Consider the following 22,621-nt stretch of genomic DNA (forward strand, 5'->3'; position numbering starts at 1 on the left):
TATTCATTTATCGTCTCTCATTTCCCTACTAATTCTTGTTATCCCAGGAAATCGTGCCTAATATAGTGGAACTGACCAAACCGCTCTTGAAATGCAGGAAGTGATCGCAGCTGGAACGCTTTGAAATTCAGGGCATGAACAGCTTGCCTGGAGTTGGTGAATAGACTTAACCAAAACTCTGATTCTCATCTTTGTGGGAGAAACTTCATATGAATCTGCAATTTCGTTGCTCAATGTTCAGCGGTTCCTTTCTGAGGACGCTCTTCTGTGCCGCCGTGGCGACTATTTTTTCAGGCAGTGCCGATTCGCTCTTCGGCCAGGGGTCCCCCGAACTGACGAGCCTCTATGGCCGAGGCGTTCATGCGTTTTTTATGTGCGACACGACCCGCGCCGATGAGTTATTTTCCGAAGTGATTATGTCTGGGTCCCAAGATCCGCGAGTCTACTACTTCCGAGGCATAACGCGTTTACAGCAAGGAAGGGAATATGAAGCCGAACAAGATTTTCGCATGGGAGCGGCTCTCGAAGCTCAAGATCCCGGGCGTCGCTATGCCATCGGCACGGCTCTTCAGAGAATCCAAGGACCCGAGCGCCAAACACTAGAACGTTTTCGTCGTGAAGGACGATTAGAAAAATATCAAGAGCGGCGCGGTCAAAATCAGATGCGTTATGAGCAACTCCGCAACCGTGAGTCAGAAGTATTGCACGAAGATGCCCCGGTCCCTATGGAAGACTTGGTCATCCCCTCGGTAAAACGACCAAGGCTCCCCGCCTCTGGAAGTAGTCAGCCTGCTCCTGCCGCGAGCAAGCCGGCGGAAGCACCAAAGCCACTCGAAAAACCAACCGCCCCTCCGGCCGTTCCTGTCCTGACACCCGATGACGATCCCTTTGGAAGTGCCCCTGTGGTCAAGCCTTCAGCCGCGGACGAGGACCCATTCGGCGCGCCTGCAAAACCCGAATCAGCACCAGCTCCTGCTGCCGAACCAGAAAGTGACGACCCGTTTGGTTCCTCCTCAGAGCCTCCGGCCAGTGAGCCAGCGGCTCCTGCCGCTGATCCAGAGAGTGACGATCCTTTCGGATCCACCGCTGAGCCTTCGGCCATTGAGCCATCCACACCTGCTGCGGAAGAGCCTGCCAAAGAAGATGATTTGTTCGGCAGCCCTGCTCCCGCCCCAGCGGAACCTGCAGCGCCCCCTGTACAACCTGGATCAGCTCTTAAAGAGTCGACCACTGCGGATGACTTACTTGGCCAAGATACGGATTCCAAGCCAGCGGCGACGGAACCAGCCGACGATGATCCGTTCGGTTTACCTGCGGATACTTCTAGTGAGACAGAAGCGAAGCCCGCTGAAGACTCAGCACCGAGTGAAGAGGCGCCCGCACCTGCGCCTGCGTCGGACGACCCCTTTGGATCGAACGAAACAGCTGCCGAAGAAAGTTTTTCCGATGATCCGTTCCCTACTCCGGATGTAGCTACGAGTGAGCCTGATGATGGAGCGGCATCTGCCTATGAGGAAACGGCCGACGAGGATATTGCTCACCTCGACGATGCCGAAGCCACCGAAGACATGGAAGCCGCCGATGCGGCTGTTGTAACGGGCTCCTTGGAAGGGGAACCAGCCGACAGCGATCCGTTTGCCCTGCCGGAAGAAGCATCCACTGAGGAAGACCCCGCTATGGATGAATCTGCTGCGGAGGAGTCGATGGAAGGGGAGTCGACCGATAGTGCCGACACCAGCAGCGAAGCTCCGACAGAAGAAGCGTCCGAAGAGGGTGCTGCGGATGACAGCGAGATGACCGATGAAGAGCCCAAGGATCTTGCACCAGAAGATGATCCTTTCGGTGAGTTCTAGGACCTTACAATAAAGGAGTACCGGTACAGATTCCGGTCGCCGAGCTTGAATATTTCTCTCCCCCAAACAGTAGCGGCGGTACGGATGTCGACCTCTATGAGTTTTGCTGCGCGATTTATTTGGTTACTACTAGTCGTGGCTATATTGGTCGGGTGCGGCAGGGATGCAATGCCCAGACCGCCCGTCGAGCGTTCCGACATCCCTGCCGAGGCTGATTTCGAGTGGGCCATGGAGCGCCTACGACACGCGATCGAAATGTTTCTCCCCCCCAGCAGCCTGGGGATTCGAGTAAAACGAGAAATGGACTACGAATTAAATCCTCCGGATAAGGATAACAGCAACTACACTGCAGACGTCACTATAACTACTAGAACAATCTATAGTGCTGGGCGACTCACTTCCCCCCGTGAACAGCAGAAGAAAGAGCAAGAGCGCAAAGAGAAGCAAGCCGCCATAGAAAAGGCGAAGCGTGATGTCTTCGCCTTGCCCGGCGAAGAACCGATCACCGGCACAACCACGAGTGACGATGACCTGAATAAGATCGAACAGGATACAGCCGAAGTCCCTAATCCGGTCGTTCCTCAGCCAGAACTAGACTACAAGGATGAAATCAAGTTGGAATACGTCAATGATAAGTGGAAACAACTAAATCGTGCTAAAGAAGAACACGTTCAATTGTGGTTCGACTATGCTCTTCAACAGGGTGAGTACGATCATGATTGAAAAACAGATAGTATTCTAAAGCTCGCTGTTTTCATTTCTTACTCCGCCCCATTCTTCGTCCAGCGTTCAAGATTCCCCTGTCGGAAGGCTTCGGCCATGGCCAATGGTACTTCTGCTTGGGCGAGCACCACGGAGGCGCGATTTTCTGCCACGCGGGCTTTCATTTCCTGCTCACGTGCGATTGCATCGGCGCGACGTTGTTCTGCCAGGGCTTGGGCCTTGCGGGTATCTGCCTCCGCTTGATCAGCCTGCAGGCGAGCACCAATGTTTTCGCCCACGTCGATGTCCGCAATGTCGATCGATACGATTTCGAATGCTGTGTGGGCATCCAACCCGCGTTTCAGTACCGCCTTGGAGATTCGGTCAGGATTTTCCATTACTTCCAGATGATCGGCCGCCGAGCCGATCGAGGTAATGATTCCTTCACCGACTCGTGCAATGATCGTCTCCTCGGTGGCCCCGCCGATGAGTTGGGAAAGATTGGTTCTTACCGTGACCAGCGCACGGATCCTCAGTTCGACACCGTTCTTAGCTACAGCGCTCAAGGTCTGCTTCGGTGATTTTTCCGGGTCCGGACAATCGATCACCTTGGGGTGCACGCTGGTCCGCACAGCATCAAGTACATCACGGCCTGCTAAGTCGATGGCTGCCGCGCGATCAAAATCCAGGTCAATGTCGGCACGCTGCGCCGCAATGATGGCGTTGATCACCCGTGGCACGTCGCCCCCCGCAAGATAATGGGCTTCGAGTCGACGCGTGGTGATGCCGGTCGTCGGGTCGGTACCCACGCCCGCCTGCATCGCCATGATCTTGCCGTCGACAATCACCCGCGTGTTGACCTGCCTGAGTCCCATGCCGATGAGACTCCAGAGACTCACTTTCGCATTCGACATGTATGCCTGAAGCCAGATCTTAAAGTACTTGATAGTGGCAAATACCACGATGATGCCAATAAGCACCAGGACAGCAATCCCGGCCACGAGAAGCATTTGTTGGGGAGTCATTGTGTTCGCAACTCAATTGAGGTGGAGGAAAGTAAGACAAACCTGGCACTGGCATGATAGCGTAAGGGAGGCCTAAAATGAAGCGATTCCTGCGAGATTCCAGCGAAGCATGGAGAAGAACCGGTTGCCTGACCCCATTCGCACGGGAATAATAGCTCGATCCACCACATCCTAACTAGGAGGCCCCTCGCCATGAATAAGATCGCTCTCCATGCCGTAACCCTGCTGGGTTTAGCATTCTTTAGCCTGCCGGTTGCCCATTCCGCTGACAATTTCACCCTGGAACCCTCCCACACCTCAGTCATCTTCGGTGTAAGTCATCTTGGCTTTAGCTACACCTATGGCCGATTCAACGAGGTGGCCGGGAGCTACGCACTCGACAAAGAGAACCCTGCTGCGAGTCAGTTTCAGTTCTCGATCAATGCCAGTAGTATCGACACCAATGATGCCAAGCGGGACGAGCATTTACGGGGTCCCGACTTTTTCAACGTAAAACAGTTTCCTGCAATTACGTTTCAAAGCACGGAGGTCGCCACCCAACAGAATGAGGCAGGAGAGACGGTTTATGAAGTCACTGGCGATCTTACGATCCACGGCGTCACGCGAAAAGTGATCTTACCGCTGCGACTACTGAAAGAAGGCCAAGGGATGCAAGGGGATACGCGCACAGGATTCCTCTGCGAAAAGCACATCATGCGGACCGAGTTTGGCATGACGAACATGGTCCCCGCAATTGGCGACGAAGTCGCAGTGACGATCAGCTTCGAAGGGGTAAAACAATAGGGGAAGTGAGTAGGTGAGTAGGTGCTGTCAGTATTCCGGCTTGAATTGTCATGATTACACTCTACGACTTGCTGCTCGGGGGTGTGCTTCCCGGCGTGATGGCGATGCTCACCCTCTCGGGTGTGTGGAAGCTCACCCATAACGGAGCCAGCAGTTGGCGGACTGCTGTCGTGGTGGGTTTCCTGGTGGGGATGTGGGCACTTGATGCCCAAGCGATAGGTGTGCTCTCGGCGATTGCCAAGAGCTTGCGGATCCAGGAAGCCAAGGACTTTCTTGCGCTCGTGGTGATTCTGGGCGTCTTTCCGGACGCGATAGCGGTCTACGGCAAACAGGGCAGGGTGACCGCCTGGCTCCTGCGAGTCGCACTTTGTGTTTTCTTGCCGTGGCGCCTACTGACAGGGAGCGTCTATCTACCTAACGCGACGGCCGTACCCAATCCATTTGATACGGGCGCCTGGTCCACGTTTAAAGCAATCTGCTGGCTGGGTGGCATCGCAGCGATGCTCACCAGTTTGTGGGGGCTTTTTCTCGCGGCACGAGATCACGCCCCAAGAGTCCGCTCAATCCTCACCGCTATGGTCGCACTCGCGGCAGCAATCACACTGGCCCTCTCTGGTTCAATCACCTACGGCCAACTCATGGGCGTGCTGGTGGCTACTCTCACAGGATGCGCAATCGCCTCCATCTACTGGAAACTCGAGCGCGGCCCCGATGCCGCGGCAGGACCAATTCTCATGGCTTTCGGCGGAGTATTGATACTCGCCCATTTTTTCGCCGAGTTGAAAATGCTCTACGCGTTGCCGTTGGTTCTAGCTTTCACCCTAGCGGGGGGTTGGTTCTTCCCCGGCAAGCGGTGGAGTAACCCGCTGCGTTGTGCAGTCTGTCTGATTCTGATCGCTGTGGTGGTGATTCTCGCAGGAATAGATTTTGCCGAAGCGCAGAATAATCCTTACGCGGGATACTCTGGAATGTGAGCGCATTGACAATGACTGAAGAGATTCATTTCTTCATCTCCCTGGCCGCTGCCTTAATCATCCGTCGGTTCGCTTCCGTCATAGGGACGTCTTCCAAGACCTGCGTCTCCGCAGACGTCAACGATTGAACAACCAACTTGACCGAGTCCTGTGGCGGATGACCCATCCTCGAAAGCAACTCAACGAGGTCTTCTTCGAATCGCATTTGCCACTTGATTGCATAAGTCTCTCGGCTAAAAGCCAGGATGTCCGAAACAGGAAGCTCATTGAGCGTCACAAGCTTAAACCACTCGTCTCCAACTTTGACCTCCGGTCCCGAATCTTGCCAGCGCACCGCGGCGAATGGAGATTTCTTGGAAAAACCTGTCCCGTGAGGGGGTTCGGCTCTCGCATAGCTCTGATTCACGCTGGCTCTCACGACTTCCAACGCGGCTGCTTGGGCATTCTCGAAATCACCGTCGTTTGATGTGACCGCGATCACCATGTTTTTCTCGGGGATGAACACGACCATCGCGTACCACATCGTGTTCGAACCGTTGTGCCAGAACTGCGCGTAGGGGTATTCGTTGTTTGGTTCTTTTCTGATCCAGCCGTAGGCATAATAGCTAAGCTCAGGTGTGTGCAACTGTTTGTAAGTCTCCGTGGAGAGCAGTTTGCCCTCGCCAAGCTCGCCGTGCATGTGGTCCGATGCGTAAGTGCAAAGGTCGCTCAGTGTCATGTGAACGATGCCAGAGGGGCCCATAATGGTGGTATTATCTGCCTCGTCATTGACCGAGACTTTCCCGCCGAGAACTGCTCGATGACCGCGGGGCTGGGGAAGCGCCGCGTCCGGGCTTTTCGGCGGGCCGAACCCCGCGCTCGTGAGACCCAGTGGCTCATAAACTTCTCGAATGACGAGATCTTTCCAGGAGACGCCGGTCACCTTCTCGGCCATCGCACTCGCAATCGTGCAGCCAACATTCGAGTAGACATACTGTTCACCCGGGGGGTATTCGGGTTTACTAACGATCACCTCCAGCACCGCTTTACGACGTGGTAGGGTGCATTCGGGGCCGAGCGGAGGTCGTATGCGACGGACTTCCAAGGGAAAATTCGCTGGCGCGCCCGCTGTGTCTGTTAACAGTTGCTTGAGCGTGACCGTCTTCCAAACCTCGTGCATGGATGCGTCAGGAAAGCACTCACCAAGAGTATCGGACCAATTCATTTGTCCCGATTCGACCAGTCGCGCGATCATCGTAGCCGTGATCGATTTGGCGACCCCTCCCAGATGCCAGCTGTCGCCGATCTCAACCGGCACGCCGCTCCCTTTCATCCGTTCCCCGTTGGCCGCAGCAGCCTCAACTTCTCCATCGACAACTACCATCGCAGCAAGACCGACGAGATTCTTCTCTTTGCGGAGATCAGTGATAAAACTTGCCAGCGACACACCTTCCGGGCCGAAGCTTTGGGGAGGACCGTCATAGCTGGAATCGAAGAACCCACTTGCCATGGCAATCACCACGAGTGTCACAATTGCCGAAACAGCCGCGAGGAGCCATCGCCCAAGATTACTTGAACCTTTATCGTTCATTGCACGAAAAGTTGTGGCTAGTTCACGTGTCGGCTTATCCTCTAGTTCATCACCGAGACTGGCAAGCAACGAGAGCAATTCTTCGCGTCGTGGTTCCAACTCCACACGCACGGCACGTTGATTGATGAAATAGAGAAAATAGAAACCCGCCAGGAAAAAGACAAAGATAAAAATATTCACGTCGCTAAATGTGTCCAGCGAGTTTTTGGACTTTAGCCATGCAAGATGGGCAGTGAACGCCAATATGGGAATAGCAGGTGGCAGGAGATACCACCAGAAAACATTGCGCAGCAACCAAATTTGATCCTCAACCTCGGTCAATGATCGCTTCACGCAAGAAAGCAGGGGTGCATCCGGCTTAATGGGATCCGGCCGATGACGCATCCGATAGATCAGTATGAACCCGGCAATCCAAACGAGAGCCGGCACGGTCAGATACCACGTCCAAGGCGACGCCATCGCGATGCCCATGTAGATCCACACGGGTATCAACAGCAATGAGATTCCAATCTCTGCCGAATCTCGACGATTGATGGTCGCTCGGAAATCGCGCTGATTGCGCTGCACTTCTTGGAGCAGCAAGTCACCATCGATCGTCACTCGCGTCTGAGACGACTGCGCATGCCAAGCCTGTTGTAGGTCGTCACGTTCCATGGGACTATCAGGGTACATGGGACGGTCCTTTCATTAGCTCACTCAGAGCCTTTTTCGCACGATTCAGCTTCACACCCACATTGCTCTCGGAGATGCCCAGCACTTCGGACATCTCCCGATAACTCAGTTCGTCCAGATACAACAGCACCAACGCCGCGTCCGTTTTCGGCAGCTGGTGGATTGCCTTGTAGAGCTGTTCAACAATATCGCGCTGCTGAACCTGCTCGGCACTGTCGAAACCTTCAGTGGCAACGGCTTCGACTTCCACGAGAGATTGTTGTCTAGATCGGCGAGGTTTGTCCTTCCGATGCCAATTCATCGCCGTGTGCAGTGCCACTCGATAAAACCACGTCGCTGGAGCTGCTTTGCCCTCGAAGTTCGGCAGGGACCGCCAAGCCTGGAGTAGAATCTCCTGTGCAAGGTCTTGAGACTCCTCACTGTTGAGGGTATAGGCGCGCGCTACCTTCATGACTGACGAGCCATGCTCACCAAGCCAGGTCATAAAAAGCGACTTTTGATTCTCGTCTAGCAACGAAAAACCTCATTCCAGAAGTATTAGTAACACGAAGTAGCGGTTACTTACAAATTAGCAGAAAATGATTTTCCGATGAAATGAGGATTGCCTTGTAAGATCGGCTTGTCTGAAGTTACCAATGACTGTGTGTGGGATGAAATTAGGTAGTTCTGGGAGGTTTCGTATATGAATGGTCCATGCTTTACTTTGCCACTGCTTTGCCTTGTCTTAAACTGTTCTGTCGGAGTGCCGCTCGCATTATCGCAGACAGTTTCGCCGCAACAATTGACTGAAGAATGGGTCGAGAAAGTGGCTGCGCCGCTGGTTGAAAATCAAGTCGCCGATGGCCTGTCGATCGGCTACATCGAAGGCGAACACTGGGGAATCGTCCACCTGGGGACCTCGAACCGAGCCAAGATAAAAGCCGATAACCTGACCGTTTATGAGATAGGCTCGGTAAGCAAAGTTTTTACGGGGCTACTGCTGGCCGATGCGGTAGTGCAGGGCGAAATTGACTTAAACGCAGCCGTGGAGGTTGCCAATCCGGCTGGGATTCAGTTGCCGTCGCGTAATGGTCGGTCGATCCAGTGGATTGATCTGAGTACTCACCGGTCGGGGCTGCCGCGACTGGCCGATAATTTGCCACTGACCAATTTGACGAATCCCTATCGTGACTACGATTCCAACAAGGCAGCGGAGTTTCTGAACCAGTACGAACTGCCCCGCCAGCCTGGCGAGTCGCAGGAATACTCCAACCTCGGCGGGTCGGTGCTCGGATATTTGGTCGCGCAGAAGGCTGGTAAGTCCTATGAAACGTTGCTGCGAGAGAGAATCGCCGAGCCACTGCGAATGACCGATTGCACCATTGCACTGAGCAGCGATCAGAGGAAACGGCTCGCAACGCCGCATGATAAATTCGGCTCTCCTACAGCGCTCTGGACATTTGCCGACCTGCCGGGCGCCGGTGGAATTCACGCCACGATGCGTGACATGATGCGTTTCGCCAAGGCGCAATTGACCCCGCCAGCTGGCCACCTCGGAGAAGCAATCGAAATGGCTTGGACGCAACAATGTGATGCCGACGCATCGGGTCCCGCGATGGGGCTTGGTTGGATGATTGCGGGCGATGGTCAAACCCGTTGGCACAACGGTCAGACCGGTGGGTCGCATTCGGCACTCTTCATTAATCGCGAGTTGGAGTGCGCAGTCGTTGTGCTATGCAACACAGCCTTAGCCAACGAAGTCGATCAACTGGCGATCCAGATGATAAAGAAAGCAGCAGGGCAGGACGTTGCCCCAGAACCAAGCAAGGCCCCTCAAGAGGCATCGAGTGATCTAGCCATCGATGCGAAGTTACGCGGCCGGTTGGTGGGTCGATATCAGCTGGCGCCAGATTTTATTTTCGATGTTCAAGATCGTGACGGGCACTTGATGGTGGGAATTACCAATCAACCCACCCAAGAGGTCTACCCTGATTCCCCCAGTCGCTGGTCCTACCGCGGAGTCGACGCCACCCTTGAATTCAATCTGACGAAATCTGGTCCCGCCCAGAGCTTGGTTCTTCATCAAAATGGTGCTGAGCAGATTGCTCGCCGAGTTAGCAAAGCGTCAGATGATGCAAAGGGAGATCTCGCCATTGATGCGAAGCTTCGTTCTCGCCTGGTCGGTCGCTATCAACTCGCACCCAACTTCATCTTCAATGTACAGGATCGCGACGGGCGCCTGATGGTGGGAATTACCAATCAACCGACCCAAGAGGTGTTTCCAGATTCTCCCACTCGTTGGTCCTACCGCGGGGTCGATGCCACGCTTGAGTTCAAACTGACGAAGACCGGTCCCGCCAAGAGCCTGGTACTGCATCAGAATGGTTTAGAGCAGACTGCTCGTCGGATCAAGTGAGCTGCATCCGTGTAACTTTCATGCAGGTCTTCCTAGCTACCTGTGAACTAACAGCTTCGTTACCAGAAACATTACAAATCCTGTGAGTATTCCTGCTAATGCACTGGCAAGGAAAGAGACTAACCAACCACTACATCGCACCTGAATCATGAGGCGAAGCCAGGGAGGAAATAGTCCCACATCTTTCGCAAACCCAGAATCTAGCGGCACTCCTACTTTGTCCGGCACATATCCATGACGCCCATCTAACATCGTCGGAAAAAAGATAATCAAGATAAAAGTGATAATGGCGAAAACGACGCAAAAATCGGCATACGTTGAGATAGGGATAAACTTACAAGGGCGAGCTAGCCAAGTGCGATCTTTCGGTTGCTCGCTATTGTTTGATTCCTGAGGCATTAGAAATATCTTATTGTGATGAACGTGGGAACCATGACATCCTAAACGTTCACCGCCCTCAACCTTAGCGCATTCCCGATCACCGAGACGCTGCTGAGACTCATGGCGGCGGCGGCGATCATGGGGCTTAGGAGCCAGCCGAAGGCGGGGTAAAGTACCCCGGCAGCGATGGGGATGCCGATGGCGTTATAGCCGAAGGCGAAGAACAGGTTCTGCCGAATGTTGGTCATGGTCGCGCGACTGAGGGCGGCAGCTTTGACGACGCCGCGCAAATCGCCGCCGACGAGGGTCACGCCAGCGGACTCGATGGCCACGTCGCTGCCGGTCCCCATCGCGATCCCCACATCTGCGGCGGCCAGCGCCGGGGCATCGTTGATCCCGTCGCCGGCCATCGCAACGATGCGCCCTTGCTTGCGCAGGTCTTGGACGTAGTTGTGTTTGTCTTCCGGCGAAACCCCAGCGGTGAAATCGTCGATGCCAAGCTCGCTGGCGACCGCTTGAGCAGTGGCCTGGGCGTCGCCGGTGAGCATAACGAGCTTCAAGCCCAATTCGTGCAATCGCGCAATCGTGGCTGGCGTCGTTTGCTTGATGGGGTCAGCGATCGCGATCATACCGAGCAGATTTTCTTCTGCTGCGACAAATACCACCGTGCGACCCTCTGATTGCATAGCCCGACTCTTTTTTGCAATCTCCTCAGGAACCTGTACGCCGTTATTCGCCATAAAATCCTGCTTGCCGACTCGGATGTGGCGACCGTCGACTTGCGCTTCAATGCCGCCACCCGTGGTGCTCTGAAAGTCGGTGGCTTTGGTCACACTTAACTCTCGCTCCTTAGCAGCATCGACAATTGCCCGCGCCAATGGGTGTTCGCTTACACTTTCCGCAGCGGCGGCTTGAGCAAGTAAATCTTCCTCACTGCTACCTTCCACAGCGACGACATCCACCACGCGTGGGCGGCCTTCGGTGAGCGTGCCCGTCTTGTCGACGACAATCGTGTCGACTTTTTCCATGGTTTCGAGCACCTGAGCATCCTTGATCAACACCCCTTCGCGAGCACCCCGACCTATGCCAACCATGATCGACATCGGCGTTGCTAGCCCCAGCGCACAAGGGCACGCGATGATCAGCACCGACACCGCAGCCAACAAGGCATGCGCAAGCCGTGGCTCAGGGCCGATCGTTGCCCAGACGCCAAAGGCAATCAGCGCCGCGACAATGACCGCGGGCACAAACCATGCCGCCACCACGTCGACCAACCGCTGAATCGGCGCGCGACTCCGCTGGGCCGCCGCGACCATGTCGACGATCCGACCGAGGACCGTCTCGGCCCCCACCTGTTGGGCTTCGATAAGCAGCGATCCAGATTGATTCAGTGTCCCCGCCGAAACTTTATCTCTGGGATGCTTTTCTACTGGCAGCGGCTCACCCGTGAGCATCGCCTCGTCGACCGTACTTTCCCCTTCGCGAACGATCCCATCGACGGGCATCTTTTCCCCGGGACGGACGCGTAGTTGATCGCCCGTTTGGATATCGTCGAGCGGCACATCTTGCTCGCCACTATCGGAGACACGATGGGCCGTCTTGGGAGCAAGTTGCAAGAGTTCACGAATCGCCCCGCTGGTTCTTTTTCGCGCACCCAGTTCCAGTACCTGCCCCAGCAGGACCAGGGTGATAATGACTGCTGCCGCCTCGAAGTACAACGGCGGTCGGCCATGCTCGTAGAATGCAGCGGGGATCAACGCCGGAAAAAGCACAGCCACCACACTAAAGGCAAACGCCGTGAGCGTGCCGATCGCAATCAGCGTGAACATGTTGGGGCTGCGATGTACGACCGACTGCCAGCCACGCATCAACAACGGCCAACCACACCACAAGACAACTGGAGAGGCAAGCAGAAATTGGAGCCAACCGGCGCTCGTAGCGGATAGCCAATGATCCACGTCCAATCCCACCATCGGCCCCATCGTCAAAACAAGCAGCGGCACACTCAGTGCCACGCCGACCCAGAATCGCCGCGACATGTCGGCTGCCGTGCCGTCGTCCTCTTCATCAAGCGAAACCGTTTTTGGCTCCAGATCCATCCCACACTTGGGGCAACTTCCCGGTCCAACTTGCTCAACCTCGGGGTGCATGGGGCAAGTATAGAGTCGGCCATCGTTCTTCTTGCTAGTACCGGTTCGCTGCTGAGCAGGCTTGTCATGACAACAAGAGTGTCCTTCGGCTGGCTTCTCAGCGGAGACGGGCTGTTGCTTCGCAAACTTATCTCGACACCCAGCACCACAGAAAAAATGGGTCGTGCCATCCAGCGTGAGCGAGAGGGCCGTCTCAGTATCGACCTGCATGCCGCAAATAGGGTCGGTTGCCTGGGCCATCGGATTGCTACTCCTGAAGATAGGATTCGTGTGACTCCAACCTCAAGCGTAACCAGTCCTAGTCCGTTTTGAAATAAGGCAGCAAAGAAGTAGCCTCTCACTGCTAGAGCACAATTTCTTCGTGCTCAAGCTGTTCAGGGGGTTGCCCCATCCAGAGCGGTGTAGCGATGAACCACACCACGGAGGCAATCAGCATGGCCAGTTTCGTCTGCGTGAGGTCGAGCGAGCCGGTCAGAAACATAATCGAAGGCAAGATCGTGGCGATCAAAGCGATTGCTGAAACGAGTTGCAGGAGTATTCGCATGGGTATTCCTCTATTGGTTCTGGACCGCGTGGCCGGCCGGCTAAGTTTGTTTGTTAGGTTTTGCTTTGTTGGTAGGCCTTACTGAGACCGATGTAGAGTGCGGTTGCGATGAACCAGCCGGGGAGTGCTACGAACCAGATTTGGAAAGGCTGGAATCCGTTGATTTCGATGCCAGACTTCACTAGGACGAGGCAAATGCCAAGGGTAATGAACCAGGTGAGGCCTGCGGCCCAGTTGAACGACAGCTTGCTGTGCTCCGCGTAGTAAGGTTGCAACCCAAAATGTTTGAGCAACCAGAAATCGGCAAACACCACTGCCCCCATGGGCATAAGCAGCAGTCCATACAATGCAACAAACCCCAGAAGCTGCATCGCAATAGCCGGGAACATGCCGGCAATAGTTGCGAGGGCGCCTGTGAACAGTGTGACGGCAAAACGCGATTTGTTTGGCACAATGGCTTGAAAGGCGAGACCCGCGCGATAGATCGTCGGGTTGGCCGTGGTCCATCCCGCGATAATCACGCAAATCAGTCCTGCGATGCCGCAAGCCTTGTAGGCCAGCGGACCTGGCAGAACATCCGTGTTGGCTGGATCGTTGTGAAGCTGCAACGCGTACAACACCGAGGCTGAAAGCCAAGCCATGAAGTGGCCGACATACATGCCTGCGGCGGTGGCAATGCCATACCAGGAATGTCTGGCAAAACGGAAAACCGACAAATCGCTCATGCCGATGTGCATGGCCATGTTACAGAACCAAGCAAAGAAGGTCACGTGCCAGAAGGTAAATTTGACCTGCCCTGCGAGTGGTTCGCCTCCTTTCCATATGGATGTTTGCGCCAAGTGCCAGAGGTCGCCGAGCGAATGAATTTGCGAGTCGGTGGCTGTAATAAACTCTCTGAGCCCGACGATACCAAATGCCAGGAATACCAACACCATCCACGGCGCAGCAATGTTGGCGATCCGCGAGACCATTTCGTAACCATAGGCGGCAACCACGGAAATGGCCGCACCGACTGCGAGCACTGCCAAAACCCAGCCGATACTATTGGGATAAACATCGTTGAGTCCCGGCATGGGAAAGTTAAACCACACACCCAAGGCAGTTGCTGAGACGGTGATCATCGACCCGGCCAGGAAACAAAACATCACACCGTTGGCCAGATTGTAGAGCGTGACGAGATTGCGTCCGCAGATTTTTTCGAGCTGGTAGTACAAAGTTAGCCGCGCCCGTACGGCGATGGGGGCCGTGAGCAGCATCCAGCTCAGCACTGCCAGAGCATTACCCAGGATAAGTCCCACCACCACGTCAAAAGCACTCACCCCCGCTGCTACGAAGAGTGGGCCAATCATCAGCTCCGTTCCAGCGCAATGTTCGCCGGCATACATGCCGATGAAACTTTTGAATCCCAATAGCGACTTTTGGGGCACCGGCTCACGCTCGAATTCGCCAGTAGGTTGCGACTGATTTTCTGACATGGAGTCTCCGCCTGAATATTCAAGAGCTAAGAGTCGAGAGTCCAGAGCCAGAATAAATTCTCCGGCTATGGACTCTAATCTCTCGTCTCTCCATCATTTTCATCGTTTACTGAGGACTTGCTTCTCATAAGTTTGAACTTCGTCAAGCCATGCGCGCCCAACGGGTACTTCGCTGGTTTGACAAAAATAATCCCACACGGCGCTCGCTGGCAAATTTTTGATTTCTTCGAGCATTGCCAGCCGTGCTGTGAGATCTCCGTCCGCTTCAAGCTTCCGCAGTAACTCGGTGGGTTCCAAGAGGGCCTGCAATAGTGCTCGGCTTGTGGCCCGTGTACCGATTACCCATGCTGCAACGCGGTTGATGCTCGCGTCGAAGAAATCCAACCCAATATGCACACGGTCAATAAACTCGCCGCGCACGATTTCTTGCATGATGGCCTGTAACTCGTCTGTAAAGGTCACGACGTGGTCACTGTCCCAGCGGACCCCTCGGCTCACATGCAGCAACAACTCACCGACCCACTGGAGTATGGAGGAGATCTTGTCGGAGATGGATTCGGTCGGGTGAAAGTGACCCGCGTCGAGACACAAAATTTTGTTGTTTCGTACCGCATAGCCAAGATAAAACTCGTGAGAGCCGACAACGTAGCTTTCCGAGCCAATTCCAAATAACTTGCATTCGACGGCGTCTTGATTGAGTTTCGGGTCGATGGAATCGGCGAAAATGGAGTCTAGCGAATCAGCCAACCTCTCGCGGGGTCCCTTGCGGTCGATCGGGGTGTCCTTATATCCGTCGGGAATCCAGAAGTTAGTAATGCAGGGATTTTCCAATGCCTTTCCCATGGCCGCAGCGATGTGTCGACAGCAAATGCCATGCTCGATCCAGAATTGGCGGATTCCTCTGTCCTGGTGCGAAAGCGTAAATCCGTCTGCCGACTTCGGATGAGAGAAATAGGTCGGATTGAAGTCGAGACCGATTCCTTTCCCCTTGGCCCAATCGATCCAACCTTGAAAATGCTCGGGCTGCAGTTCGTTCCGCTCGACGCCTTGGCTGTTTGAGTCGGCATAGCTCGCATGCAGATTCAACCGATGCTTGCCGGGGATGAGTGCCATGGCCTGATCGAGGTCAGCTCGCAATTGATCTGGCGTGCGCGCTTTTCCTGGATAGTTGCCCGTGACCGCGATGCCGCCGGTCAATGCACCGTCGGGGTTCTCGAACCCACTGACGTCGTCTCCTTGCCAGCACTGAACGGAAATCGGAATGCGCGCGGCTTGCTTGAGAACATCGTCGGTGTTCACCCCAACCTCGGCGTACTGCTGGCGAGCCAGTTTGTAAGCTTGTTCGATCTTCGACATAGTCCGATTGTCCTAAGTTTTATTTGGTGATAAGCTCGGCGAACTTGCCGCGAGAGTCTGCCCAATGATCGGCCGCATCAGGTTTCACGACATTACGCGGGAACGAGTTGGCAACGATTTCCCTCAATTCGGGGAGCCCCGAGAGTTCGCCACTACCCATTGCTTGTACCAGCAGGTTGCCGATGGCAGTGGCCTCAACCGGACCGGTGATGACCGAGCGTCCGACCGCCGCGGTGGCAAACTCATTGAGCAGGTCATTCTGGATGCCGCCACCCACGATATGTAGCACGCCTATTGATTTGCCGAGCACCGATTCTAATTGCTGGAGGGTGTGATCGTAGCAGAGAGCCAGGCTTTCCAAAGCACAGCGGACTAACTGCCCAATCGTTTCCGGTTCGGGCTGCCGGGTTTTCTTGGCAAACTGACGTATCTTTTCCGACATGTTTCCGGGCGATGCAAATTCGGCATAGTTGGGGTCGATGATCGTCCGTCCCGGTTCCGCCCGCCGGGCTTCCTCGACCATCTGGGCGAAGTCTTGGGACTCGCCTGCTTGTTGCAATTCGCGCCGCAATTCCTGTACAAGCCAGAGGCCGGCGATGTTTTTAAGTAGACGGATCGTGCCATCCACGCCCCGCTCGTTGGTGAGTGGTATGCTGAGTGCAACTTCTGAAGTAATCGGCTTGGCCAACTCCACCCCGAGCAGCGACCAAGTTCCGCTAGAGAGATACGCCCAGTTGGTCTCAACCGTAGCGGGGACCGCTGCAACTGCAGACCCGGTATCGTGTGCTGCCGGTGCGATCACTTGTATCTTGGCCGAGGCATTTGTCGTTTGAGCGATCTCTGCTCGTAGCGTTCCCAGTACTGTTCCAGGTTCCACGATTGAGCCAAGAATGTCCGTCGGCAAGCCAAGTTTCTCCAGCAACTCGGTGTCCCACTCGCCGGTCTCGACATCCAGCATGCTGCTGGTCGAAGCGATAGTTCGCTCGGTCTGAAGTTCACCAGAGAGCCAGTTATGAAACAGGTCGGGGAGGAACACCAGTCGCTCTGCGGCATCGAACAACTTTGGTTCCGTGTGATAACGGGCCGCAACTTGAAAGAGCGTATTGAACGGCATCAACTGGATGCCGGTGCGCTCATAGAGTTTCTCAAATCCGCCCATTTGTTCGAGCACCCTCTGGCAGGCTGCTTCGTTCTGTGGATCGCGGTAGCAGTGGGGCAGACCGAGCACCTCGCCACTCTTTCCCAACAGGGCCCAATCAACCCCCCACGTATCGACGCCCACGCTCTTAAGCTCTGCCCCATTCTCCCGGCACCACTTAGCCGCCGCACCCAGGCCTGTGAGAATCTCAAGCCAAATTCCGGTAAGGTCCCATACGGGGCCAACTGGGGTAGGGCAGGGGAGATGTTCGAAGCGATGGACTTCCTCGAGCCGAAGTTTCAACGGACTCCCATCCAATAGTCCCACGATCGCACGGCCAGAACTGGCCCCGAGGTCAATAGCTAAGTGAGCAAAAGACATGTATTGAAAAGTCTCTTAGCGCTGAAAAGCTTCGTGCAAACCACCGTCAACGTTGATGATCTGACCCGTAGTTTTACTGGATTTACTAGAGAGCAGAAAGTATGCCGCCTCCGCCTGATCAGCCGGAGTAATCGGCCGCTTGGTGAGCGTACGTTGGGCATAAAACTGCGCAAGCTTGCTGCACAACGCTTCATCAGACTCAGATTCAGCAAATGGAATCTCATACTTGGTGAGAGACGCGATCACGCGATCTCGGGGGAACATGGTAGAGCCTTCGATCACCGTTGCCGGGGCAATGGCGTTGACCCGCACCAAAGGGGACATCTCGATTGCTAGTTCTCTTACCAAGTGATTCGCCGCGGCTTTGGAGGTATCGTAAGCGAGCGACCCCTTTTTGCCGACCACGCCGTTGACACTTGTGGTGAGAACGATGGAACCTTCCAGGCCTTGCTCTTCGAAGATGCGTCGAGCTTCGTCAACGAGATTGTAACTTCCTCGGACATTCACATCGAATGTGAGTTGCCAAGCCTTGTCGGAGAGTTTGCCATCGCGGCTTGGAGGCAGAAACACGCCGGCAGTCACCACGATGTTGTCCAAGCCTCCGTAAGCCAAGAGTGTTTGTTGCAAGGCGGCTTGAATCGACTCGCGATTCGTAATATCCACACCTACACCGATTGCCGGGCCACATCCCGAGATGCCAGTCCCCGCCACGCCGATCCCTTGGCCATAGATTTTGGTAAGTTCATTGGCAGTCGCCTCCGCCATCTCGGCGTTCAAGTCGGCACAAACCACATGCGCCCCTTCTTTGGCCAGTCGATGGGCGACCTGCTTACCGATCCCGGCACCAGCACCGACGACCAACACAATGCTCCGCTCCAATTCTTTTTCCGGTGGCATCCGCTTGAGCTTTGCCTCTTCCAGAAGCCAATACTCAATATCAAACGCCTCTTGCTGCGGCAATGCAATGTACTCGTCCATCGCCTCGGCACCACGCATCACCTCGACGGCACAGTTGTAGAACTCGGCCGTCACGCGGGACTCGCTCTTATTCTTGCCCCAGGCGATCATGCCGATTCCCGGTATCAGCACCACCGTTGGATTGGGGTCGCGCATCGCAGGGGAGTTCTCGTGCTTGCAGGCTTCGTAGTAAGCCTTGTAATCCTGGCGATACTGAGCGAGGCCAGCGGAAAGCTTTTCCTTCAGAGCTTCGGTCGTCTCTTCCTGTGGATTCCAATCGACGTACAACGGCTTGATCTTGGTACGGAGGAAATGATCCGGACAACTGGTGCCCAATTCCGCTAACCGAACGGCATCGTGCGAATTGACGAATCGCAAAATTCGGGGATCGCTCTGTAATGTGCCGATAAAGCGTTTTTGTTGACAAACCTGGCCACGTAGCCAAGGCAACAGCTCTACGAGAATCGCATCACGCGCATCGTCGTCCAGTGTTTCGTATTTCTGACCACCAAACGTGGCTTCTCCCTTGTCTTTCGAGTCAATGAACTGGGCGGCCTTGTCAATTAATGACAATGTCAACTCATAGCACTCGCGGTCGTCATCTGCCCAGTTAATGAGACCGTGTTGCCCCATAACTAACCCTTGGAGCGAGGGATGCTCTTGGACTTTGCGCTGCATCAACAGCCCCAATTCAAACCCGGGACGTAACCAGGGGACCCAACCGATTCTGTCACCAAAGATTTCCTGTGTTAGTTCCTCACTCCGACGACTCGCGGCGATAGCGATCGCGGAGTTGGGGTGCATGTGGTCAATGTGTTTGGCAGGTAAGAATGCGTGTAGAGGTGTGTCGATGGAACTCGCGCGGGGATTCAGATTGAACGTACAATGGGGAAAGTAGCCGACCATCGCGTCTTCGGCAGCAGTCTTCGGTCCACGTTCTGGTTGCTTGTCATAGATCTCTTGCAACGCAAGCAGCTTGGAGTAGTAGAGCGAAGAGAAGTTCTCTTGCTTACTCGTGCGTAGATCACCCCCAGAGCCTTTGACCCACATGACATCGATCTCTTCGCCCGTCAGCGGATCAATCTCACTCAGTTTCGAGGAAGTGTTTCCTCCTCCAGTATTGGTAATTCGTTGATCGGCACCTAAGCAATTTGACCGATAAACGAGTCGTTCGACCCCTGTCATTCCCTTGACGATAGAATCGTCCCAGAGGTTTTTGACATTAGATTCATTGATAGCTGTGGCAGACATGATTGGCTTTTTGTTGGTTAGAAGGCGAAAAGTGGTTGATAAACCACAGATTCTCACATATAATGAAGGGTGTCAAGCACTTTTTAGGAATTAATTAGCCGGAGTTGTGGGTTTTTATGTCTAAAAACAACATATTACCACTCCCTCGGGAACGACGGTTGGAAATCCTCGCTGAGCTGCAGCAGGAAGGTGCTGTCCGCGTGACAGCACTTGCGGAGCGGTTTCGTGTTGCCGAGGAGACAATCCGCCGCGATCTCGACAAACTCAGCGAAGAAGGTCATCTGGCTCGGACACATGGAGGAGCCCTGAGTGTCCGTAGTGAGCGATTCGATCTGCCTGCTGCGGTAAGGAAAAGCAGTCAAGCCGCCGAGAAACGGCGGATCGCCCAGCAAGCACTCATACACATCGAACCCCACGATGTAGTTGCTTTGGATGCCTCAACCACCGTGCTCGAAATGGTCTGTCTGATGCCAGACATGCCACTCACTGTCATTACCTACAGCCTCGACGTAGTTCGGCTCTTGGTCGACCGTCCCCAAATTAAAGTCATCTCCACCGGCGGCGAACTCGATCCCACCTCCGTGTGCCTGGTAGGCCCCATAGCGGAGGAAACGATCCGTCGTTTTTCCATCAATAAGTTGTTCTGCTCCGCAAAAGGAATCGACCTGGAGCGGGGATACAGCGAGGCCTCTACTGCGCATGCATCGATCAAGAAACTACTCATGCAGCAGGCAGATCAGGTCTATTTGCTGGCGGACCACAGTAAGTTTGGAGTTCGTTCGATGACCTACTCCGGCAAACTGGATTGCGCCAATGTCGTCGTCACCGACGATGCGACCGACACCCGATATCTCGATGCCCTAACCAAGGCGGGAGTTGAAACGGAAGTCGTATCGGTGCGGGATCGTAGCCACTGATTCTCGCGGATCAAATACGGATAAGAACATTTCCGTGCTACTAACATTCAGAATTGTTGATTCCAGACAAACTTGTTGCGTTCAAAAATATCCGCACTCATTATCTGGAAAGAAGACAATCTCTCGCAGAGACGCGGAGACAGCAGAGCATTAAAACAACCTCTCTGTGTTTCTGTGACTCTGCGAGAAAAAGATTCTTGGTTGCAGCCACTAGCCGCGATTTAGGTTTCATCCGTTTTACTACCGATTCAATTCTTGGCACCTAACGCAAATTCATGGAGCAGAAGGTCATTGAGAGAACGGGGAGGGGATAAAGAAGAGATTGGAACACGGATCTTCACTTATAGACGCTAATGAGATTAGTGAAGATTAGCGAGAAATAGTGTTCCTTCATTCAACTCCGCTTCTTTCTCGGTTGCCGCAGTTATCTCCTGTTCCCTTTTGGTTGCGGCCTGTAACCGAGCTGGGTTACTAGGGCGTGGCCCAGATTGCTGTAAAAAAATTCGCTAAGGAAGTTCCAAAAGCTAAAAACCCGCCCATATTCGGGACTCGCTAAGCTGCGTTGAAGGATGAATTCGAGGGGAGTTTGTGAATTGCCGTTTCAGCTTCGGCTGTTTTTTCCGACGCGACATATGAAAGACTCATTTCTGGCAAGTGGCGATGTGAACTTACGCAGTTAACGAATTCAATAGTATGCTGCGTAAGGCTACAATATGACGTAGCGTTCACTGATTTCATACATTTTCGTGCGTTCAGTGACGTTGACCGAATGAGAATCGAGTACAACTCCTAGGCTTAGCCAATTGACAACTAAATGAATCGAGACACCGACAAACTTCTTGATGATGCAAACTCAAAGCGAGGGGAATTGCACAAGGAACCGTCGAGCCGTCGTTTCCGCTGGCGGCTAATTCCTGTTGCAACTTTTGGTTTGATTGGATGCCTAGCTCTTGGCGCAGGGCTCTTTGCGGGAGTTATTATGGCGTACATAGCCATCACTGGGCAGCCATTGTACGAGCCTGGGCCAACGAAGGTTGACATTCGGGGGCTAGCCACAATGTTTGGAAGCGTCGCAATTGGTTTAGTGTTCATTTATTCGGCAATACAGTGGTGGCGAGGGTACTGGATGAGGGCGGTTCTAGTAGTACTTGTGTGTGTCGGAGTTGGCAAAGTCATAGAACTCGTGGCTAACGCTTTCAATTCAACTGCTCAGCATGTTGAACATATTCCGGCAGATCGTGGCTTAAGCAGATCAGTACAATTCTATGTGCCGGAAACCAACTTGACGGTGAAACTGCCACATGTGCCTACTTCTGAGCATCTAGAACCAGATACGGAGCTTGGCGTCGTTAACATCGAGTTGTATCAAGCTGAACAAACAATTCCAGGAAGCGAATTAATGGTTTTCTATTCAGTGGGTATTATTCGATATACTGATGAATTCATTGATGGCATCGCTTCCGCGTATGACGGCGATTTTCTTCAGGGATTGGCTCTAGGTGGGATTCGGAAACGCCCTGGCAGCAAAGTAGTTGCTCGCGAAGAAACCGTACTTAATGGTCTGCCTGGACTAGTAGAACGTATAGTGATGCCGGGGGGGCGAACTGAAGAGCTTAGAGATGACATGCCAGTGGTCGTCTATCGCCACTATTATCAAGAAAAGGAGCGGGTATATCTTTTTCAGATATTAACGCTAGAAACTTTATACGAAACCGCTCCTAACGATTTCAATCGGATAGCCGAAGAGTTCTTTAGTTCAATTGGCAAACAAACTCTCAGTGAAGCACCCTAGCATAAGGAATACAGCAGTGCCTGCGTATCATTAACTGCACCGGCCAAGATGTCCGACGCATTATTGGGTTTTGGCTTGCTCCATTCGAGTGAAACTTCAAATCCGCTTCGCGTGCCTTCTTACACCAATCTGGGCGGTACCCGTATCTCCGCGACTCGGCGTCTCTCTACTTTAGATTGACTTTACTCCAGCCGTGGGTCTGACAGCTTGGTGTCGCGATTGGCACTTCAGATATCGTTGCTAGCAGACACTCCTGCCCCTCAAAGTCGGAACAATCCTCAATCTCGAGGGTGCTTGCGACCGAT

Annotated in this window: 16 protein-coding genes; 7 read left to right on the forward strand and 9 right to left on the reverse strand. The window is 54.0% G+C overall.

Annotated features, from left to right (window positions below; all coding sequences use genetic code 11):
* The first annotated feature begins 209 nt into the window (after nucleotides 1–209).
* Together Pla144_RS04795 and Pla144_RS04800 are read left to right on the forward strand one after the other, a co-directional pair.
* Nucleotides 210–1,853, forward strand: a complete 1,644-nt coding sequence (locus tag Pla144_RS04795) for a hypothetical protein (RefSeq protein ID WP_146448277.1) — start codon at nucleotides 210–212, stop codon at nucleotides 1,851–1,853.
* Between the two features lie 168 nt (nucleotides 1,854–2,021).
* The gene (locus Pla144_RS04800) at nucleotides 2,022–2,576 is read left to right on the forward strand and encodes a hypothetical protein (RefSeq protein ID WP_146448280.1); all 555 of its coding nucleotides are present in this window, start codon (nucleotides 2,022–2,024) and stop codon (nucleotides 2,574–2,576) included.
* A gap of 38 nt (nucleotides 2,577–2,614) precedes the next feature.
* Here the strand turns inward: Pla144_RS04800 and floA are convergent, their stop codons facing one another.
* Nucleotides 2,615–3,580: a flotillin-like protein FloA gene (gene floA / locus Pla144_RS04805; protein ID WP_146448282.1), complete on the reverse strand. Its 966-nt coding sequence runs from the start codon at nucleotides 3,578–3,580 to the stop codon at nucleotides 2,615–2,617.
* Nucleotides 3,581–3,772: 192 nt separating this feature from the next.
* Between floA and Pla144_RS04810 the strand changes: the two genes are divergently transcribed.
* Both Pla144_RS04810 and Pla144_RS04815 read left to right on the forward strand, forming a co-directional pair.
* The gene (locus tag Pla144_RS04810) at nucleotides 3,773–4,363 is read left to right on the forward strand and encodes a YceI family protein (RefSeq protein WP_146448285.1); all 591 of its coding nucleotides are present in this window, start codon (nucleotides 3,773–3,775) and stop codon (nucleotides 4,361–4,363) included.
* Between the two features lie 50 nt (nucleotides 4,364–4,413).
* On the forward strand, nucleotides 4,414–5,337 hold the full coding sequence (locus Pla144_RS04815; protein WP_146448288.1) for a hypothetical protein: 924 nt from the start codon (nucleotides 4,414–4,416) through the stop codon (nucleotides 5,335–5,337).
* 25 nt (nucleotides 5,338–5,362) lie between these two features.
* Here the strand turns inward: Pla144_RS04815 and Pla144_RS04820 are convergent, their stop codons facing one another.
* Both Pla144_RS04820 and Pla144_RS04825 read right to left on the reverse strand, forming a co-directional pair.
* Entirely contained in the window at nucleotides 5,363–7,579 is a 2,217-nt protein-coding gene (locus tag Pla144_RS04820; RefSeq protein WP_146448290.1) for a serine hydrolase domain-containing protein, read from the reverse strand.
* Nucleotides 7,569–8,063 (reverse strand): RNA polymerase sigma factor, encoded by a 495-nt coding sequence (locus tag Pla144_RS04825; RefSeq protein WP_231936164.1) that lies wholly within the window; start codon nucleotides 8,061–8,063, stop codon nucleotides 7,569–7,571. The genes Pla144_RS04820 and Pla144_RS04825 overlap by 11 nt, the downstream gene beginning before the upstream one ends.
* A 198-nt stretch (nucleotides 8,064–8,261) precedes the next feature.
* On the opposite strand from Pla144_RS04825, the gene Pla144_RS04830 reads away from it, so the two are divergent.
* The gene (locus Pla144_RS04830; protein ID WP_146448295.1) at nucleotides 8,262–9,974 is read left to right on the forward strand and encodes a serine hydrolase; all 1,713 of its coding nucleotides are present in this window, start codon (nucleotides 8,262–8,264) and stop codon (nucleotides 9,972–9,974) included.
* Between the two features lie 440 nt (nucleotides 9,975–10,414).
* On the opposite strand, the gene Pla144_RS04835 is transcribed toward Pla144_RS04830, so the two are convergent.
* From Pla144_RS04835 to Pla144_RS04860, 6 genes are all read right to left on the reverse strand, one after another.
* On the reverse strand, nucleotides 10,415–12,745 hold the full coding sequence (locus tag Pla144_RS04835; RefSeq protein ID WP_146448298.1) for a heavy metal translocating P-type ATPase: 2,331 nt from the start codon (nucleotides 12,743–12,745) through the stop codon (nucleotides 10,415–10,417).
* 103 nt (nucleotides 12,746–12,848) lie between these two features.
* Nucleotides 12,849–13,049 carry a hypothetical protein gene (locus tag Pla144_RS04840; protein ID WP_146448300.1) on the reverse strand — a complete coding sequence of 67 codons (201 nt, stop codon included), beginning with the start codon at nucleotides 13,047–13,049 and terminating at the stop codon, nucleotides 12,849–12,851.
* 53 nt (nucleotides 13,050–13,102) lie between these two features.
* Nucleotides 13,103–14,524, reverse strand: a complete 1,422-nt coding sequence (locus Pla144_RS04845; RefSeq protein ID WP_146448302.1) for a purine-cytosine permease family protein — start codon at nucleotides 14,522–14,524, stop codon at nucleotides 13,103–13,105.
* Nucleotides 14,525–14,623: 99 nt separating this feature from the next.
* Nucleotides 14,624–15,880, reverse strand: a complete 1,257-nt coding sequence (locus tag Pla144_RS04850) for an L-rhamnose isomerase (RefSeq protein WP_146448304.1) — start codon at nucleotides 15,878–15,880, stop codon at nucleotides 14,624–14,626.
* Nucleotides 15,881–15,899: 19 nt separating this feature from the next.
* Nucleotides 15,900–17,399 carry a rhamnulokinase gene (locus Pla144_RS04855; RefSeq protein WP_146448306.1) on the reverse strand — a complete coding sequence of 500 codons (1,500 nt, stop codon included), beginning with the start codon at nucleotides 17,397–17,399 and terminating at the stop codon, nucleotides 15,900–15,902.
* Nucleotides 17,400–17,414: 15 nt separating this feature from the next.
* Nucleotides 17,415–19,607 carry a bifunctional rhamnulose-1-phosphate aldolase/short-chain dehydrogenase gene (locus Pla144_RS04860; protein ID WP_146448308.1) on the reverse strand — a complete coding sequence of 731 codons (2,193 nt, stop codon included), beginning with the start codon at nucleotides 19,605–19,607 and terminating at the stop codon, nucleotides 17,415–17,417.
* 116 nt (nucleotides 19,608–19,723) lie between these two features.
* Between Pla144_RS04860 and Pla144_RS04865 the strand changes: the two genes are divergently transcribed.
* On the forward strand, nucleotides 19,724–20,524 hold the full coding sequence (locus tag Pla144_RS04865) for a DeoR/GlpR family DNA-binding transcription regulator (protein WP_146448311.1): 801 nt from the start codon (nucleotides 19,724–19,726) through the stop codon (nucleotides 20,522–20,524).
* A 1,183-nt stretch (nucleotides 20,525–21,707) separates the two neighbouring features.
* Nucleotides 21,708–22,316 carry a hypothetical protein gene (locus Pla144_RS04870; protein WP_146448314.1) on the forward strand — a complete coding sequence of 203 codons (609 nt, stop codon included), beginning with the start codon at nucleotides 21,708–21,710 and terminating at the stop codon, nucleotides 22,314–22,316.
* Nucleotides 22,317–22,621 lie beyond the last annotated feature (305 nt).

This window comes from Bythopirellula polymerisocia (assembly GCF_007860015.1).
GTDB classification, from domain to species: domain Bacteria; phylum Planctomycetota; class Planctomycetia; order Pirellulales; family Lacipirellulaceae; genus Bythopirellula; species Bythopirellula polymerisocia.

Coding starts and splice junctions, on each gene's coding strand:
- Pla144_RS04830 (WP_146448295.1), top strand. CDS start 8,262: ATGAATGGTCCATGCTTTACTTTGCCACTGCTTTGCCTTGTCTTAAAC.
- Pla144_RS04820 (WP_146448290.1), bottom strand. CDS start 7,579: ATGTACCCTGATAGTCCCATGGAACGTGACGACCTACAACAGGCTTGG.
- Pla144_RS04845 (WP_146448302.1), bottom strand. CDS start 14,524: ATGTCAGAAAATCAGTCGCAACCTACTGGCGAATTCGAGCGTGAGCCG.
- Pla144_RS04810 (WP_146448285.1), top strand. CDS start 3,773: ATGAATAAGATCGCTCTCCATGCCGTAACCCTGCTGGGTTTAGCATTC.
- Pla144_RS04815 (WP_146448288.1), top strand. CDS start 4,414: ATGATTACACTCTACGACTTGCTGCTCGGGGGTGTGCTTCCCGGCGTG.
- Pla144_RS04850 (WP_146448304.1), bottom strand. CDS start 15,880: ATGTCGAAGATCGAACAAGCTTACAAACTGGCTCGCCAGCAGTACGCC.
- Pla144_RS04800 (WP_146448280.1), top strand. CDS start 2,022: ATGCCCAGACCGCCCGTCGAGCGTTCCGACATCCCTGCCGAGGCTGAT.
- Pla144_RS04835 (WP_146448298.1), bottom strand. CDS start 12,745: ATGGCCCAGGCAACCGACCCTATTTGCGGCATGCAGGTCGATACTGAG.
- Pla144_RS04795 (WP_146448277.1), top strand. CDS start 210: ATGAATCTGCAATTTCGTTGCTCAATGTTCAGCGGTTCCTTTCTGAGG.
- Pla144_RS04860 (WP_146448308.1), bottom strand. CDS start 19,607: ATGTCTGCCACAGCTATCAATGAATCTAATGTCAAAAACCTCTGGGAC.
- Pla144_RS04840 (WP_146448300.1), bottom strand. CDS start 13,049: ATGCGAATACTCCTGCAACTCGTTTCAGCAATCGCTTTGATCGCCACG.
- Pla144_RS04855 (WP_146448306.1), bottom strand. CDS start 17,399: ATGTCTTTTGCTCACTTAGCTATTGACCTCGGGGCCAGTTCTGGCCGT.
- Pla144_RS04865 (WP_146448311.1), top strand. CDS start 19,724: ATGTCTAAAAACAACATATTACCACTCCCTCGGGAACGACGGTTGGAA.
- floA (WP_146448282.1), bottom strand. CDS start 3,580: ATGACTCCCCAACAAATGCTTCTCGTGGCCGGGATTGCTGTCCTGGTG.
- Pla144_RS04825 (WP_231936164.1), bottom strand. CDS start 8,063: ATGACCTGGCTTGGTGAGCATGGCTCGTCAGTCATGAAGGTAGCGCGC.